The organism is Caloramator proteoclasticus DSM 10124 (assembly GCF_900129265.1).
In the GTDB taxonomy this organism is placed as follows: domain Bacteria; phylum Bacillota; class Clostridia; order Clostridiales; family Caloramatoraceae; genus Thermobrachium; species Thermobrachium proteoclasticum.
Window position 1 is genome coordinate 1 of record NZ_FQVG01000054.1, and the last position, 17,083, is coordinate 17,083.

General features: G+C 32.7%; 13 protein-coding genes, 2 pseudogenes and 2 riboswitches. Of the genes and pseudogenes, 4 read left to right on the forward strand and 11 right to left on the reverse strand.

Annotation, left to right across the window (positions count from 1 at the left end):
- A pseudogene (locus tag BUB63_RS10790) lies at positions 1-250 on the forward strand (UPF0236 family protein); the annotation flags it as partial.
- A gap of 90 nt (positions 251-340) precedes the next feature.
- Here BUB63_RS10790 and BUB63_RS10795 read toward each other — a convergent pair.
- The gene (locus tag BUB63_RS10795; protein WP_084106760.1) at positions 341-505 is read right to left on the reverse strand and encodes an aspartyl-phosphate phosphatase Spo0E family protein; all 165 of its coding nucleotides are present in this window, start codon (positions 503-505) and stop codon (positions 341-343) included.
- 218 nt (positions 506-723) lie between these two features.
- Here BUB63_RS10795 and BUB63_RS10800 point away from each other — a divergent pair, with 218 nt between their 5' ends.
- Positions 724-2,106, forward strand: coding sequence for an oxaloacetate decarboxylase subunit alpha (locus tag BUB63_RS10800; RefSeq protein ID WP_073249726.1), 1,383 nt, complete (start codon positions 724-726; stop codon positions 2,104-2,106).
- 21 nt (positions 2,107-2,127) lie between these two features.
- Here the strand turns inward: BUB63_RS10800 and BUB63_RS10805 are convergent, their stop codons facing one another.
- Positions 2,128-2,868 (reverse strand): N-acetylmuramoyl-L-alanine amidase, encoded by a 741-nt coding sequence (locus tag BUB63_RS10805; protein WP_051350734.1) that lies wholly within the window; start codon positions 2,866-2,868, stop codon positions 2,128-2,130.
- A gap of 269 nt (positions 2,869-3,137) precedes the next feature.
- Complete coding sequence (locus BUB63_RS10810; protein ID WP_027309403.1) at positions 3,138-3,347, reverse strand: alpha/beta-type small acid-soluble spore protein; 210 nt, start codon at positions 3,345-3,347, stop codon at positions 3,138-3,140.
- Between the two features lie 224 nt (positions 3,348-3,571).
- Between BUB63_RS10810 and BUB63_RS10815 the strand changes: the two genes are divergently transcribed.
- A complete protein-coding gene (locus BUB63_RS10815; RefSeq protein ID WP_035166674.1) occupies positions 3,572-4,663 on the forward strand; it encodes a 6-phosphofructokinase in 1,092 nt (363 codons plus the stop codon).
- A 280-nt stretch (positions 4,664-4,943) separates the two neighbouring features.
- Here the strand turns inward: BUB63_RS10815 and mgtE are convergent, their stop codons facing one another.
- From mgtE to BUB63_RS10855, 8 genes are all read right to left on the reverse strand, one after another.
- Positions 4,944-6,278: a magnesium transporter gene (gene mgtE / locus BUB63_RS10820; protein WP_073249728.1), complete on the reverse strand. Its 1,335-nt coding sequence runs from the start codon at positions 6,276-6,278 to the stop codon at positions 4,944-4,946.
- Between the two features lie 194 nt (positions 6,279-6,472).
- Positions 6,473-6,635, reverse strand: a riboswitch (M-box (ykoK) riboswitch).
- A gap of 474 nt (positions 6,636-7,109) precedes the next feature.
- Positions 7,110-8,747, reverse strand: coding sequence for a Na+/H+ antiporter NhaC family protein (locus tag BUB63_RS10825; RefSeq protein ID WP_073249730.1), 1,638 nt, complete (start codon positions 8,745-8,747; stop codon positions 7,110-7,112).
- Positions 8,748-8,837: 90 nt separating this feature from the next.
- A riboswitch (Lysine riboswitch) is annotated at positions 8,838-9,015 on the reverse strand.
- A gap of 64 nt (positions 9,016-9,079) precedes the next feature.
- Positions 9,080-9,988, reverse strand: a complete 909-nt coding sequence (locus tag BUB63_RS10830) for a pseudouridine-5'-phosphate glycosidase (protein WP_073249732.1) — start codon at positions 9,986-9,988, stop codon at positions 9,080-9,082.
- Positions 9,982-11,073: a PfkB family carbohydrate kinase gene (locus BUB63_RS10835; RefSeq protein WP_073249734.1), complete on the reverse strand. Its 1,092-nt coding sequence runs from the start codon at positions 11,071-11,073 to the stop codon at positions 9,982-9,984. The genes BUB63_RS10830 and BUB63_RS10835 overlap by 7 nt, the downstream gene beginning before the upstream one ends.
- Before the next feature lie 91 nt (positions 11,074-11,164).
- The gene (locus BUB63_RS10840) at positions 11,165-13,114 is read right to left on the reverse strand and encodes a cellulose biosynthesis cyclic di-GMP-binding regulatory protein BcsB (protein ID WP_073249736.1); all 1,950 of its coding nucleotides are present in this window, start codon (positions 13,112-13,114) and stop codon (positions 11,165-11,167) included.
- A gap of 10 nt (positions 13,115-13,124) precedes the next feature.
- Complete coding sequence (locus BUB63_RS10845; RefSeq protein WP_073249738.1) at positions 13,125-14,363, reverse strand: glycosyltransferase family 2 protein; 1,239 nt, start codon at positions 14,361-14,363, stop codon at positions 13,125-13,127.
- Positions 14,357-15,937 carry a polysaccharide deacetylase family protein gene (locus tag BUB63_RS10850; protein ID WP_073249740.1) on the reverse strand — a complete coding sequence of 527 codons (1,581 nt, stop codon included), beginning with the start codon at positions 15,935-15,937 and terminating at the stop codon, positions 14,357-14,359. The genes BUB63_RS10845 and BUB63_RS10850 overlap by 7 nt, the downstream gene beginning before the upstream one ends.
- Positions 15,915-16,727 carry a hypothetical protein gene (locus BUB63_RS10855; RefSeq protein WP_143290274.1) on the reverse strand — a complete coding sequence of 271 codons (813 nt, stop codon included), beginning with the start codon at positions 16,725-16,727 and terminating at the stop codon, positions 15,915-15,917. The genes BUB63_RS10850 and BUB63_RS10855 overlap by 23 nt, the downstream gene beginning before the upstream one ends.
- A gap of 115 nt (positions 16,728-16,842) precedes the next feature.
- Between BUB63_RS10855 and BUB63_RS10860 the strand changes: the two are divergent.
- Positions 16,843-17,083, forward strand: a pseudogene (locus BUB63_RS10860) (IS21 family transposase); the annotation flags it as partial.

Consider the following 17,083-nt stretch of genomic DNA (forward strand, 5'->3'; position numbering starts at 1 on the left):
CAAGGAAGGATTAAAGATAATGGCGAAGCTAAGGGTATTCAGCAAGAATGGAGGAAATTTAAGGGAAATAAGTGTGTTTAAGGAAGATGAAAAAGCCTTCAAGGTAAGTAAGAAGAAAATAAAAGAAGCGATAAGGAAGATAAATAAATCTTCACGCGAAGTTATGAATAATATAACGATATTGAACATAGGGAAAGTAACGCCAATTTACAGGATATTAAAATCAATAAAATATGAAAATATAATTTAAGTTTTTTAAATTTAACAAACGCCTTGAAACTAGCTAATTTAAGGGGTTGTCTATAAAAATTAACCTACAATATCTTGACACTATCATCCCCTATACTACCTTTTTATTTTGATATTTTTTCTGATATATTACTATATACTCATCTAATTCTTGGCTTATTTTTACTATTTCTTCATTTGTTGCATAGTCATTTTCTTTTAGTTTCCTCTCCAACAACTCCTTTAGTTTATCAATTTTTATCCGCAAGTTCTTCATACCGACTCAACCCCTTTTTTTTAAAGAGTCGGCCTCTTTAAAAGAATTTATTTTGTTGTTATTTTAAGTATACACATTTTTGTATATTTTTTCAATATATCCAAAATATTTTAATTACTAAATTTATTTCATTAATTATGAAATTTATCCTTCATTTTTTTGATATTATAGATAATTTATTGTATAATATATATATCATATAAAAAGGAGTGGGGAATGTGCGAGTTAACATAACCGAAACAATACTTAGGGATGCCAATCAATCTTTAATTGCAACAAGACTTTCTTATAAAGAATTTGAGGCTGCACTTGAACTATTAGATTCTGCAGGATATTATTCTTTAGAGGCTTGGGGTGGTGCAACTTTTGATTCTTGTCTTAGATTCCTAAATGAAGACCCTTGGGAAAGACTAAGAAATATAAGAAAGAGAGTCAAAAATACAAAGCTACAAATGCTTCTTCGTGGACAAAATCTTTTAGGATATAAACACTATCCAGATGACGTTGTTAGAGAATTTGTTAAAAGGGCAATATATAATGGTATAGATATAATAAGAATATTCGACGCACTTAATGATTTTAGAAACATCGAGGTTTGTGTAGATGAAGTAATAAAACAAGGTGGACACGCACAGGGAACAATAGCATACACTATAAGCCCAATTCATAATACAGAAAACTACATAAAACTTGCAAAGGAATTAGAAGCAATGGGGGTTCATTCTATATGTATTAAGGATATGGCAGGAATAATGGGTCCAAAGGATGCCTATGAGCTTGTATCTGCTCTTAAAAGGACTGTTAACCTACCTATTGTACTTCATACCCACAGCACAACAGGCCTTGCACCAATGACTTACCTTAAGGCTGTTGAGGCTGGTGTTGACTGTATAGATACTGCAATTAGCTCCTTTTCTGGTGGAACAAGCCAGCCTGCAACCGAATCAATCCACTATGCTTTAAAGGATCTCGGATATGAAACAGGACTTAATGAAAAAACATTAAAGGAAATAAATGACCACTTTAAAAAGGTTAAAGATAAATATGTAGAATCAGGACAGCTAAACCCTTTTGTACTTGGAACTGATACTGATGCACTTGTTTATCAGGTACCTGGAGGAATGCTATCAAACCTTATATCACAGCTTAAAGAACAAAGGGCACTTCATAAGCTTGATGAAGTTCTATCAGAAGTACCAAGAGTGCGTGAAGATTTAGGTTATCCACCACTTGTTACTCCAATGAGTCAAATGGTAGGAACACAGGCTGCCCTTAATGTTCTTCAAGGAGAAAGGTATAAGATAGTTTTAAAGGAAGTTAAGGCATATATAAAGGGTGAATATGGAAAGGCACCAGGTACAATAAACGAAGAATTAATAAAAAAAGTTTTAGGTGATGAAAAACCGCTAACAATAAGATTTGCAGATACGCTTGAACCTGTATTTGAAAAGACAAAGGAAGAAATAAAGGAATTTGCAAAAACGGATGAAGATGTTTTATCCTACCTACTTTTCCCTCAGGTTGCAGAAAAGTTCTTAAGGGAAAAATACTCTGATAAGCCAAAGGAAAGAACAATCTCCTTCACAATTGAAGCAGTATAAAGGTGGCAATTTTGCCACCTTCTATATTAAATCTACATATTGTGCATAAACCCATCCATCATCTATCCTATACCATCCATCCTCAACTGAATAAATCTTTATCTCTTCTTTATATTTTAAAACTCTCACAATAGGAAATTTTGTAGATGGACCTTTTCTTACATTTAATCCTTCCTTAGCATTTACTCTTCCCTTCTTATATTCAATTATATTAATTCCTACAGCTTCACCGATACCCTTTGCAATGCACAGGGCTATTTTCCTTTGGTTTTTTTCATCTGCAAGTATTTTCTCTTCATTAGGATTACTAATAAATGCCATTTCAACCAAACAAGCAGGCATTTTAGTATATTTTAAAACATAAAAGTTTGCTGTTTTTACTCCTCTGTTTCTAAATCCCATTGTTGTTGCAATTAGATTTAAAATTTTTTCAGCCATATCTTTAGCCTTACTTTTTTCATCATAAATATATACTTCAGTACCATTTGCACTTCTATTATCTGCAGCATTACAATGTATGCTTATAAAATAATCTGCCCCACTTTCATTTGCAATTTTTACTCTTCTTGATAAGCTTTCATTACTATTGTTTCCAAGCCTTGTATCGGTTGTTCTTGTATAAACAACTTCTATTCCATTTAACTTTAATATGTCTCCTAAAAATAGGGCTACATTTAAATTAACATCCTTTTCCCTTAAATAGTTTGGCCCTACAGCACCAGTATCTGACCCACCGTGACCTGCATCTATGCATATTTTCATTACTAATCCCCCCTTATATAATATATTCACTTTATAAATAGTTGTACTTATAAAAAATAACATAATATTTTTTAACTTAAATAAAGAAAATATTCCTTATAAAACTTTGTATATACAAGTTTTACATAAAAATATCTTCACAAACTAATATTTAATATGTAATAATGATTGACTCCTACTTTTAAAAGGCAGCAACTTCTGTAGTTAATTTTTCTATAAAAAAGGGAGCATCCGAAGATACTCCCTTTTTTTGTTTGTTTTTTAGGTTATTACTTACCAGCAAGATTTCTCTCGTAAGCCTCAACCATCTTCTTAACCATGTAGCCACCTACTGTTCCACATTCCTTAGAAGTCATATTTCCCCAGTAACCTCCATCTGGAACCTTAACACCTACCTCATTAGCTACTTCATATTTGAATTGGTTAAGTGCTTTCTTTGCTTCTGGTACAACCTTTTGATTTTTACCTGTTGTATTCATTCTTTTCACCTCCTGTTTTGTTCTGTTACTATTAATTTAACCAAATAGCACTTATATATTCAGGGAATTAGGTGAAGCTTTGTATGTTTATATTCAAAAATACTTTTTTTGTTAAATAAAAATAACTTTTTAATATTCTGAATATTATTTATTTTAACCTTTATTTGATACTATAATTTAATTAATAGGGTCTTTATTTAATTAATTAAATTGGAGGGGTTTATATGGCAACAAAGAAAATAGCTATTTTAACAGGCGGTGGGGATTGTCCTGGTCTTAACGCTGTAATTCGCGCAGTAACAAGAACAGCTATTTTAAAGTATGGTTATGAGGTTATTGGGTATAAATATGGTTATAGGGGACTTTATAAAAATGATTTTATTCCATTAACATTAGATACTGTTTCAGGAATACTACATAAGGGTGGAACCATTCTTTATAGTTCAAATAAGGACAACTTGTTTGATTATGCTGTTGAAGAAAATGGTAAGATAGTAAAGAAGGATGTTTCAGACGTTGCAGTTGAAAATCTAAAAAAGGAAAATGTAGATGTGCTTGTTGTAATAGGAGGAGATGGAACACTAACAAGTGCACGCGACTTTGCAAGAAAGGGAGTTAAGGTTATTGGTATACCAAAAACAATAGACAATGACCTATATTCAACAGATTTAACCTTTGGTTTCTATTCGGCTATTGATGTCGCAACAGACGCACTTGATAGACTTCATACAACAGCAGAATCACACCACAGAATAATGATTCTTGAGGTAATGGGTAGAAATGCAGGTTGGATTGCTCTATATTCTGGTATTGCTGGTTCTGCAGATGTTATTTTAATACCAGAAATACCCTACAGCATTGAAAAGGTGGTTGAAAAGGTTGAACAGAGAAAGGCACAAGGAAAGCCCTTTAGCATTATAGTTATTGCAGAGGGAGCAAAGCCAAAGGATGGTAGTGTAGTAATCAGCAAAATAGTAGAAGACAGCCCAGATCCAGTAAGACTTGGAGGTATTGGAAATAAGCTTGCAAGCGATTTAGAGAAACTAATAAAGAGCAATGAAATAAGATGTACTGTACTTGGACATATTCAAAGGGGAGGAAATACTTCAACATTTGATAGAATACTTTCAACAAGATATGGAGTTGCAGCAGTTGAACTTATACATCAAGAGAAGTTTGGAAATATGGTGTGTCTAAAGGGTGATACTATTACATATGACTCTCTTGAAAATGTAATTGGTAAAACCAAAAATGTTGATCCAAATAGCGAACTTGTTCAAGTTGCACGTTCAATAGGAATAAGCTTTGGAGATTAATATTTAAGCCCCATGAAGGATTTCTTGGCATTCGTTCATTTCGCTAATCAATTCTAAGCTTTTCTTTGTTTGAAAAAGTCCTACCCTCGCGATGCCATCGTCCTGATGGCCGCCCGGCTCGGCACGTCCTGTGACGAATTACGGACTTTTCCAAAGTCGAAAACCTAAGAATTGCTAAAGCTCATGAAAGAGCCAAATAAAATCCTTTCATGGGGCTTTTTCATAATTTAGCTAACAAATAGATTTGTCAATTATCTGAGCCCCATTAATGGGGCTTTATTTATATACCTAATATAATAGTTGCACAAGTAAAATATACTATTAATGCAACTGCATCTACTATTGTTGTAATAAGAGGGCTTGCCATAATCGCTGGATCAAGTTTAAACTTTCTTGCAATTATGGGAAGAACTCCTCCTACAATTTTAGCAAGCATAATTGTGATGAATAATGTTATTGTTACAGTAAGTGAAACCTTAAAGTTAATCTTTTCTATAAAATAAATTCTTAAAAAGTTAACTATAGAAAGTACAATACCAACTATAAATGATACCTTAAATTCCTTAAATACAACTTTAAAGAAGTCCTTTGTTTTAATCTCCTCAAGTGCAAGTCCTCTTATCACAAGCGTTGAGGATTGAGAACCTGCATTTCCTCCTGTATCCATAAGCATTGGTATAAAGGCTGCTAAGATTGCAACTGATTGAAGAACCTCCTCATATCTTTGAATTATTCTCCCTGTAAAGGTTGCTGAAATCATAAGAATTAAAAGCCACGCTATTCTATTTTTAGCAAGGGTAAATACACTTGCATCAAGATATTCAATATCCGTTGGCTCCATACCTGCCATCTTTTGAAAATCCTCTGTGTTTTCCTGCTCAATAACGTCTACAATATCGTCAATTGTTATAATTCCAACCAATCTTTCCTCTTTATCTAAAACTGGAATTGCTATAAGGTCGTACTTTTTAAATAGGCTTGCTACCATCTCTTGGTCATCGTGGGTATGAACATATATAACATCTGTATTCATAATATCTTCTATTTTTTTGTCTTCATCACAAGTCACAAGCTTTCTTAGGGATATTATACCCTCAAGCTTCCTACTGCCATCTATAACGTAACAGGTATATATAGTCTCCTTCTCAATTCCTGTCTCTTTTATGTGCTTTATTGCCTCTGCTACTGTCATATCCTTTCTTAAATCAACATACTCTATAGTCATAAGACTTCCAGCAGAGTTATCAGGATAGTTTAAAAACTGATTAATTAGCGCTCTTTCATCTTCCTTTGTATTCTTTAAAATCTTTTTTACTACATAGGCAGGCATCTCTTCTATAAAGTCAATCATATCGTCAAAGTACAACTCATTCATTATATGCTCTATTTCTTTATCTGTAATTGAATTTATTATATTCATCTGCTGTTCATTTGAAAGATATGAGAATACATCAACAGCCATATCCTTTGGAAGAAGTCTAAATAATATAACCGCCTCACTTGTATCAACTTCTTCTATTATATCAGCTATATTTACTTCGTTTAACTCAATTAGTTCATTTCTTAATTCCTTATAATTTTTATTTTTCAGTAGCTCTAAAATTCTTTCATTCATTCTGACCCCTCCTTTTAGAAGAGCCAATATCCAAAGTGATGAATATGGCTCTTTTTTATTAAGTTTTTATGCTCAGGAACAGAACTACCAGAATCCATATTCATCACTCCCTTCTTGCACCTCTTCCTAATAAGTTATATGTGATATGGCTGCCACACACGCAAAAAAAATCTCTACTCAACAGTAGAGAAATATACATTTCTTTATTGTTGAGCTTTAGCACTACAAAGCGTAGACTCTGCGTCAGCTACATTAGAAATAACCTTCACGATTATTTCTGTTAACCCATTGGAATCTCTCGATTTTTCTGGGCAGTAGCATTTTTCTTTGTAGGAGCCTCACCTAACAACATATTTATTTTTTCCCACAATATATTATATTACACTTTCTCAAATAGTGATAGTTTTTTATCAAAAATTAACTTAATTATTTATATCACCGCCAAATTATTCCTATATATATTATAATATATATAAAAATAAAAAGTAAACATAAGGTATCCATTACCTTATGATATTGTTGACAAACTTAATTGTTAGCAAAAATCTGAAAAAGCCCCATGAAAGGATTTCAAATTAGCATATTTCATAAGCTTTAGCAATTCTTAGCTTTTCGACTTTGAAAAAGTTCGTAATTCGGCACAGGACGTGCCGAGCCGAGCGGCCATCAGGACGATGGCATCGCGAGGGTAGGACTTTTTCAAACAAAGAAAAGCTTAGAATTGATTAGCGAAATGAACGGATGCCTAAGAAATCCTTCATGGGGCTAATCAATATATAACTTTTTCAACAGCCTGATAAGATATCCATTACCTTATGTTTACTTTTAAACCTATTCTTCTAAACCAACTTCAGCCTCTATTTCTATCTCTTCAACAGGTTTTCCAACAAATCTTACCAGCATAAAGCAAGCAAATACCCCAAGTAGAAGTGAAACTACAACTGGTATACCTATTGCAACGGGTAAGTAACCGCATACAACTGTTACAACACCTACTACAATAGAATAGTATAGCTGTGTCTTAACGTGGTGTAAGTGGTCACACATTGAACCCATTGAGGATAAAATTGTTGTATCTGATATAGGTGAACAGTGGTCACCAAAGATTGCACCTGTTAAAACAGCACCTATGCTCATTGTCATAAAGTTTGCATCAGGTGACATTGAGTGTGCAAGTGGAATAACAAGAGGCATTAGTATTCCCATTGTTCCATAGGATGTACCTGTTGCAAAGGATATAACTGAACCTAAAACAAATATTAAACTTGGAAGTAAAAACTTTGGTAGCGTTCCTGATAGAACCCCTGCTAAATATTTTGCAGTACCAAGTTCCTTAATTGTTCCAGATAGTGACCAAGCAAGAAGTAGTATTGCACCAGTAATTACAAGTGACTTTACTCCCTCAAGCCAAGTATCAATTGCCTCTCCTACTGTCATTATCCTTTGTGATACAGCCATTATAATTGCTATTATACTTGCTAAAAGGGCTGATTGGAAAAGTACAACGCTGGCATCTGATGCACCAAATATTTCTCTTATTGAGTTAAAGGATAGTGGTGCATTTTTTATAGCCTCAATTAACTCCTTATCTTCTCCCGCCATTATGCTTGTATATCCACTGTAGTAAAATCCTAAAAATGCAAATACAATTAATGCACCTATTGGAACTATTGCGTTCCATATACTTAATTTAATTCCTTCCTTTGGTTCAATGTTTGAAGCCTCATTTGATACCATTGGCTTTGCATCATCTGCAATCACCTTTCCAAGTATCCTTGCTCTTCTCTCTGCCTCAAGCATTGGACCAAATTCACGTGCTAAAACTGCTGTTAGAACTATGAATATAAGTATGAATATGTTGTAGAATCTATAAGGTATTGTTGAAACAAACATTCCATAGGCATTTACATCTTGTCCAATTTGAGCATATCCATCCTTTATTAAGCTTATCTCATATCCAACCCAAGTGGATATAAGTGCAATTCCTGCAATCGGTGCTGCTGTAGCGTCTATTATAAATGACAACTTTTCCCTTGATATCTTCATCTTATCAGCAACTGGTCTCATTATTGGCCCTACAATTAAAGAATTTGCATAGTCATCAAAGAAAACAAGTATTCCAAGAAGCCAAGTTATAAGCTGTGCACTCTTTGCAGACTTTGCCCTCTTTGATAGTGATTCTGCTATTGCCTTTGCACCACCCATTTTAGATACAACTGCAATAAGGCCTCCTATAGCAAGACATTGAAGTATTACTCCTGCATTCCAAGTATCTGATAGGGATGCAAGTATCTTATCTACTAATCCTAAAAACGCATAGAAGAAACTTAAAATAAAACCGTGGGAAGTTAAACTTAAAAGAAATGTACCTGTAAGTACCCCTACAAACAGGGATAAAAGAACATTTTTGGTTCTGAATGCTAATAAAATAGCGACAAGTGGTGGTAAAAGTGTTAAAAATCCTGGCATAAAAAAACTCCTCCTTTAATTTAATAATTTTTCGGAGGAGAGTCCATCAAAGCAAAAGACACCAAAGGTACAAAAATACGTACCCTGCCCTTGCATGATAGCTCTCCACAAACTATGCGTTTGTGACAGTTCTGCATATATTCTATGCAGCCCCAGCTATAGAGCCTTAAAGCATCAGCCCTACGCTTCGGCGGTGGCTCCTTTCCTATACCCTCATCGTGCTTGCCTCAGATATAGTACTCTTAGACACCGCGCCTCTATCATGGTCAACGCATATTCAATTTTTATTTAAGTTATATTTTGCAATAAAGTTAATTGTTTGTCAAGCCTTTTTATAAATTTTTTGCAATCTGTGCCGCAAGCTTTGCGTTGTTAAATACCAGTTGAATATTAGACTCAAGGCTCTTTCCACCTGTGATATCCTTAACCTTTGAGAGTAAAAATGGAGTTGATTCCTTTCCCTTTATTCCCTTCTCCTCTGCTTCCTTTAGTGCATCCTCTATTGCCCTATTTATTGTGTCATAATCCATTTCATATTCCTCTGGTATTGGATTTGCAATAACTGCACCACCTTTTAGGTTAAGTTCCCATTTTACCTTTAACATCTTTGCAATTTCCTCTGGAGTATCTAATCTATAGTCAACCTTAAATCCACTCTTTCTTGTATAGAAGGCTGGAAGCTCCTCTGTCTTATATCCTACAACTGGAACACCAAAGGTTTCAAGGTATTCTAAAGTTAATCCTAAATCAAGTATTGACTTTGCACCCGCACAAACAACTGCAACATTTGTGTTTGCAAGCTCTTGAAGGTCTGCTGAAATATCAAAGGTCTCCTGTGCTCCTCTGTGAACTCCACCTATTCCTCCTGTTGCAAAAACACGAATTCCTGCAAGGGATGCTATAATCATTGTTGAAGCAACAGTTGTTGCACCATCAATTCCCTTTGCAACTATATATGGAATATCGCGTCTACTTACCTTTACTATCTCTCTTCCCTTTTTACCAAGGTATTCTATTTCATCACGAGTTAAACCCGCCTTTAGCTTTCCACCTATTATTGCAATAGTTGCGGGAACTGCCCCATTTTGTCTAACTATCTCTTCAACCTTAAGTGCAGTTTCAACATTTTGTGGATATGGCATACCGTGTGATATTATTGTAGATTCAAGTGCCACAACAGGCTTCCCATTTTCAAGCGCCTCTTTAACCTCCTGTGAAATTACTAAATAATCCTTTAACATAATCCCATCTCCTTTGCCTTTGTATTTACATTTTGTATAGTCATTTTGTTTGAAATAGTATCCTTTGAAGATAGAGCAATTGCTGCTGCTGCCATTGCAAATTTTGCTGAAGCCTCCATTGAATAATCGTTTATATAGCTGAAAACAAGTCCTGCCAAGAAGGCATCTCCAGCACCTGTTGCATTTACAACACAAACCTTCGGCATATCTATTTTAAATATTCCTTGACTATCTCCGCATACTACTCCATCCTCACCAAGACTTAAAAATACCCTCTCTACTCCCTTATTCAAAAAAACCTCACAGGCCTTTTTTGCTTTATCCACATTATCAACATAAATTCCTGTTAAAATTTCAGCCTCGTATCTGTTTGGTTTTATTGTATGAAACTTTCCTATGAAATCCTTTACCTTCTGTGCCTTTTTTGTAGATACTGTATCTAAAAACAAAACAACATCCTCAAGTTCTGCTATAACTTCAAGTGTTTCTTTAGGTATGTTTGTATCCACAACACATACTCTTGAACCCTCTATTATCTTCTTCTTTGATTTTATAAAATCTACACCTATCCTGTCGCATATATCCATACAAGAAAGTGCAACTGCCATATCTCCATCTTCATCTAATATAGAAAGATATGTTGAAGTATTCTCATCAGAGACAATTAGGCTGTGGCTCATATCTATACCTATATTTTTAGAATGCTCAAGTATTTTTCTGCCATACATATCATCGCCAATAGCAGTTATAAGCTTTACATTTACATTAAGCCTTGCAAGGTTTTCTGCTATGTTTCTTCCAACACCACCTAAGGACATATTTAAAATACCTATATTCGAATCTTTGTACCTTAGTTTTTCCTTTGGAAAGCCCTGTATATCTACATTTGCCCCTCCAATAACCAAAACATACTCATCAAGGTTTATAATATAACCTTTTCCTAAAATATATCCCTTTTTCATCAGGTTTGTTATATGAACAGCAACCGATGCCCTTGCTATATTAAGCTTTGAAGCTATCTCCTCTTGGGTTATAAAGGGGTTTTTCTTTATAAGTTCAAGTATTTCTCTTTCTCTATTTGTCATATAATCACCTAAACTTTTGCTTAATTTATAATCATATGTTTATTGTATCATTAACCTATTTAAAATACAATAAACATTTAAAAAATTATATTTATTCTTTACATTTATTTGTATAAATTAAAACAATAAATACAATAATAGCCATACCAAGGCATACATAGGCAGAAAATATATTTTTATAAATACTTTTTTCATTTTCGATATAGTAAGTTTTTACTGTTCCCATAGAATTTATTACACAGACATTTCCCCTTAATCTTTCAACCAAATCAAAATCGCTGAGATACTTTGATATATTCTTAATTCCTTCTCTCTTAACAGCATTTAGGGTTAAAATAAATTTATCTTTAGCATAAACTCCATATATAAGCTCAATTACTCCATCCCCTTCATTTAGTACAATATTCTCTTTTGCCTTATACCTTCTATCCTTTTTTGCAACATACAAATTATCCTGTAGTTCCTTTAAGTTCAATCCATAAATTAAATTGTTTTTTGATTTATCAACAAACAAGCTAACACTTAATCCCTCTAATCCTTTAATGCTGTGTCCTAAAAATGCAAATATATTTGACAAATTACTTAAATCTTCACCATCTAAACTGCTTGGAATAACAACATTTAAGTCATTAAACTCTCCATCCTCAATAAGGGGGGCAGGATAAAACAAGAGGTCTCTTCTTTTTTCTATCTTTGTTGGTTTGTATATGATAGAATCCTTCAAAATAACAGCAAATAAATTGTTGGCAAGGTATGTTGTATTTCTTTTATCTTTAGCAACAAGATTAAACTTCAGCTTGAGTTTGACGCTTCCACTTTGTACTACATCCTTTAAACTCAGTCTTATACTATCCCCTCTACTTTTTTCTAAAGATAAAGCCTTATCTAAATATGGAATATCATTTACATAAATACAAAGGGACGATTTTTCAAAATCTATTAGTTTTGAATACCTTAAATTAAATTGGGCAAAAGCCTCCTCCTTCAAACTCCTATCCTTTGGTATTTCTATAAAAAAATCAACCTCATTATCTATGCCGTTTAAAACTATATCTTTATAACCTAAATCCTTTAAAGTCACTCTATCCTGATATATCTTTCTATTTTTTTGTTTATATTCACCTACATAAAATGTATCATCATATACTCCCTTTAAAAAATCTATATCGCCTAACGCCTTAGCTGCAAATATAAGTTTTTTACTGTCGAAGGAAGTTATTATTAAAACATACCTATCCACATTATAGGGAGATTTTATAAGCTTAACTAAAGCATTATTTGATATTTTGCTTCTATCTTCACTGTCTATGTACTTCTTAAAATTTTCGTCTAATTCAAAGTAGGGAGATATAACGATTATATTTTTATCCACATCATCCACACTAAAATCCTTAATATGCTCTACCCTTAAACTTAAATTAGAGTATGCATCATATCTTCCAAATACTGCTGATAGATAAAAAAGTGCAAGATATGAATCTAAGTCTTCCCCTGTTAAAATAACTGTGTTAAAACCATCATTATTTCCCCTTTTTAAAAAGGGATAAGGGAAATTACTTAGCCTCATATTTTCCATATTCTCTTCATATTCAATATGAACATAGCTATCATCTTGAATTTCAATCCAATTTCCTATGTTTGTATCTTCGTAGTAATCTTCATCATCTATCATTTTAAAGGCAGAAATTTTAAGAGAATTAAAACCTACTTTTATTTTTTCCCTTTTTAAAAAGAAGGCTGTTTGTATATTTTTTTTACCATAAATCTCAACACTTCCAACAGGAGAACCATTTAAATATACAGTTAGCATAGAATTTTTATATTTTATTGCTTCACTTATATTTATATTTAAATATACATAGCTTTCATCCTTTAAAAACCAATTTTCATCAACATAAAAATTAAAATCATAATAACTTCTAATACCTCTAAGTTCTACATTGTTGTTTAATTTATAGTTTTTTATTCCTATATTCTCAGCATATATAGTTTGAGAAAAAACTAAAAAAAGTATAATAAAAATCTTAAGTATCCTCTTCATCTTATCCCCCCTAAAATCTTTCTGTCTTATACCACCTGTGTTCCCTTTTTAAAACCCTATCCTTTAAGTAGGAATAAACACCCATTGTAGAAACAATACCCCAAAGCTTGCAATAGGTAAAATACATTAAAAATATCAATGCAATATTTTTAATAGTAAATTCCTCCTTCTCGAGGGATAGAGAAATAGCAACTTCAAGTATGAACATAATATATGATAAAAACCAAATCAAAACCAAGTTTCCATAAATACCAACCCTTAAATTAGTAAAACAACCAAGAATAAAAACACAGTCAGAGATTAATGTTGATAGTAGAAAAACAAAATAAACTAATGTAAAGTAAATAACATCTATAAAGGCACTACTTTTTATCAAACTTCTATCAAATAAATATTTAAATACAACATATACATTTCCCTTAACCCACCTTTTCCTCTGCTTAAACCAAACTCTTAAGTTTTCTGGTTCCTGTTCAAAGGTTACTGCCTGTGGAACAAATTTAATTCTATATCCCATTCTGTATATTCTTATGCTAACCTCTGTATCCTCTGCAATTGCCTTATCATCCCATCCACCAACTTTATCAAGTATATCCTTCCTTACTAAAAAATTGGTTCCTGGTATTGTACATAAGTTAAAAAGTCTCCATCTTCCTCCCTGTGCCATCCATTGAAAACTAAGCCCCTCTATATTTATAAACCTTGTTAATAGATTTTTGTTTTTATTTATTGTCCTAAACTTACCTATAACAGCACCTAAGTTTCTGTCCTTTTTAAGTTCGCAAACAAGATTGTATAGTGCTTGTCTATCTGGTCTATTATCCGCATCATATACTGCAATAAACTCACCCTTTGCATATTTAAGCCCAATGTTTAGGGCATTTGCCTTTCCCTTTCCCCCTGTCTTAAAATCTGTTTTTACAATCCTAAGCCTCCCTTTATACTCCTCCTTTAATCCTTCTAAAATATACCCTGTATTATCTGTTGATAAATCGTCAACTACTATAAGTTCAAACCTATATATAGGATAGTTAAAATCCATTATACTCCTTACAGTCTCTTCAATTACCTTCTCCTCATTATGGGCTGGGACTAAAATAGATACAAAAGGCAACTCCTCTAATAAAAAAGTTGTCTTACTTGATTCAATATAATATAGATAGCCAAAATAGGTCAGTATTCCTCCTATGATGAGCATTGCCCATATAGAATAAAGGGAGAACAGGAACAAATTATCATAAATCACCATCCCCTCTCCCTCCTTAGATAAATGGAATGAATTAATATTACTACCATTCCTGTTAATAATAGGATAAATACAGAAAGAAGAGACCTTTGTATATCATAAAAATTTAATTTTATATCTATCCTCTTATGATAGTCCCAATCTATTTTCCCATCTCTACTTTTTATACAAACGTCCTTTAATTTTATATAATTTTCCTCTTGTTTTAGGTCATAAAAAGTGTATCCCCTGTCCCTTAACTCACATATTATTTTCTTTAGATAGTCAATATCCACAAACGTATGAAAATAAAAGCCTCCAAAATAGTCTCTAACTACGGAAGTTCTATCTATATTTTTTAATATTTCATTTATGTTGTCTGAATAGACATAGCCTAAGTTTTCAGGTATAAGCCTATTTATAAACTCAATATCATTTATTCTAAAAGGGTAGGATGTTGTACAAAAGGAATGTTCTGATGTTTGTATATGACCTACATAAGTTGAAAAGTGCCTCTTTAAGAACTCATATCCATCTCTATTTATTGCATAGTGGGGTGCCTCAAAGGCAAGAGGATAAAGTCCACATTTTAAACATTCTAAAAGTGCCTTATATACCCTATCCTCCATATACTTATCCATATCATCCGATGGTGCCCTATTATTTTTAATATCCCAAAACTCATAACCTTCCCCAGTTTTTTCATCCCTTATTTGATGAGTATATCCGTGAAGAACTATACTAGCTCCATTTTGTTGCATATATCTTAGTGTCTCTACAAGCTCCCTATTATCGGATATCCTATATATCCTTCCATTTTCCTTATAAGCAGGAATTAGGGCTATCATATAGGGTATTCCTTCAGCCTTTAGATAGTCTCCTATACTCCTCAATTTTTTAACATCAACTTTAGCGTGCACATCCTCTATCCTTACAAAAACCCTTTTTTCCTGCCTATGTTCTTTTTTTAAAACATCGTGAAGAACGTCACAAAGTATATAAAAGGTTGTTCCCTCTGAATCATATCTTGTAACAATCCACCTGTTGTTGTATTTAAATATATATGGTATTTGTTTTTTACCATCTGTAAAATAGCTAATCACTTGTCCATTTTTTACGTCATAGAAATCAACAAAATTGTTATCCGAAACACCAAATTTTCTATTAAAAGAAAACCCCAAATCCCTATAATATACATCGACTGCATTATAGTTTTTTCCTAAAAATATATTTTTACCAAACTGCTCCCTTAGAAGAACCTCCTTAAAGCCTGTCCCAATTAAAACTGTAGTTCCCTTATACCTCATCAAGTCCTCTAAAACCCTACTTGAAAGTTCCTCTTCATCTAACCCCAAAACAAAAACACAATCAAAATGCTCCAAATATCCCTCTTGATAATATTTCTCTGAAACCTCAAAAACATCAACATCAAAATGTCCTAATGCAAGTTTAAAGGCTAAAACCTCATCATTGTCATAACCAAATTTATATCTTGTATCGTATATTATAAGCACCCTATCCCTTTTATCCTCTGCACAGGCTCTTCCAATCATAAAGCATATTATTGCTAATAAACTAATTATTATCTTCTTTAACAATATAGCATCCCCCCATCCTTAAGGCTAAAAGTGCATTTAAATTATCAAAGGAGTGGGCATATAGATTTGCTTCATTACCAAATGCACCGTATATGGGAGATAGTCTATTTTTACATTGAAGTTTTAACATCCTGTTTATTAGCATATTATATAAATCAACATCCCTATAGTATAAAGCAACCCTTGCTAAAGTCGCATAAATTGCTGTGGATTCTATCCTTGAGGCTGGCTTTAAATCTCTTATGTAATACTCTGAATAGACTGCACCCTTTTTTTCTATTTCACTTTTAATAAACTTAATAAAATCCATATAAAAAATGTTGTCCTCTGCCAAGTGTTCAACTACTATTGCATTTTGAAGCATATCAACCTTATACTCACCTGAATATTGTTTTGTTCTCAAATTATATTTATTTCTAAAAAAGGGGGTACCCTCTATCTTTCCATTTTCTAAAACCCATCTTGAGTTTTCGTATATGCTTTTAAAACTTAGTTCGTAATTGCTAATAAGATTTATTGTATACAAATCTATATAGGATAAAGTAATAGTACCTGACTTTGTATATCCATCATAATAGTCTACTAAAAAGCCATTCCTACATTCATATTTTTTAACAGAGGCTATAATCCTTTTAGCAAGATTGAAGTACTCCTTGTCCCCAAAAACACTATACCCTATTAAAAGTGCTCTTATAATTCTTAAATCATCTATCGAAGCAGATGATGTATATTTATAATCTTCACCAACTCGCCAAGAGACCAAATTATTTTTAAGCATCATTTTATCCAATACAAACTCATAATGCCTGTAAATGATAAAATCAAAATGTACGAAAAGTGGAAAATAAAAATGTACAAAATTGTACAAGTATTTGGTATCCTTCTTAATGGGAGGGATACCAAATATGATGAATATAATAGCTCAATTAAATATATTAAAAGCTATGGAACTAAAGCCTAATTTTTCAGAACTTGCAAGAGAATATGGGATGGATAGAAGAACTGTAAAGAAATATTTTGAAGGGTATGAGGGAAAACCAAAAACTAAAAATAAAACAAGTAAATTGGACAAGTATTTTGATGAAATAAAAGCGAAGCTTGCAATTAAAGGAACTACTGTTAAAGCAGTTTATGAATTCTTTGTTA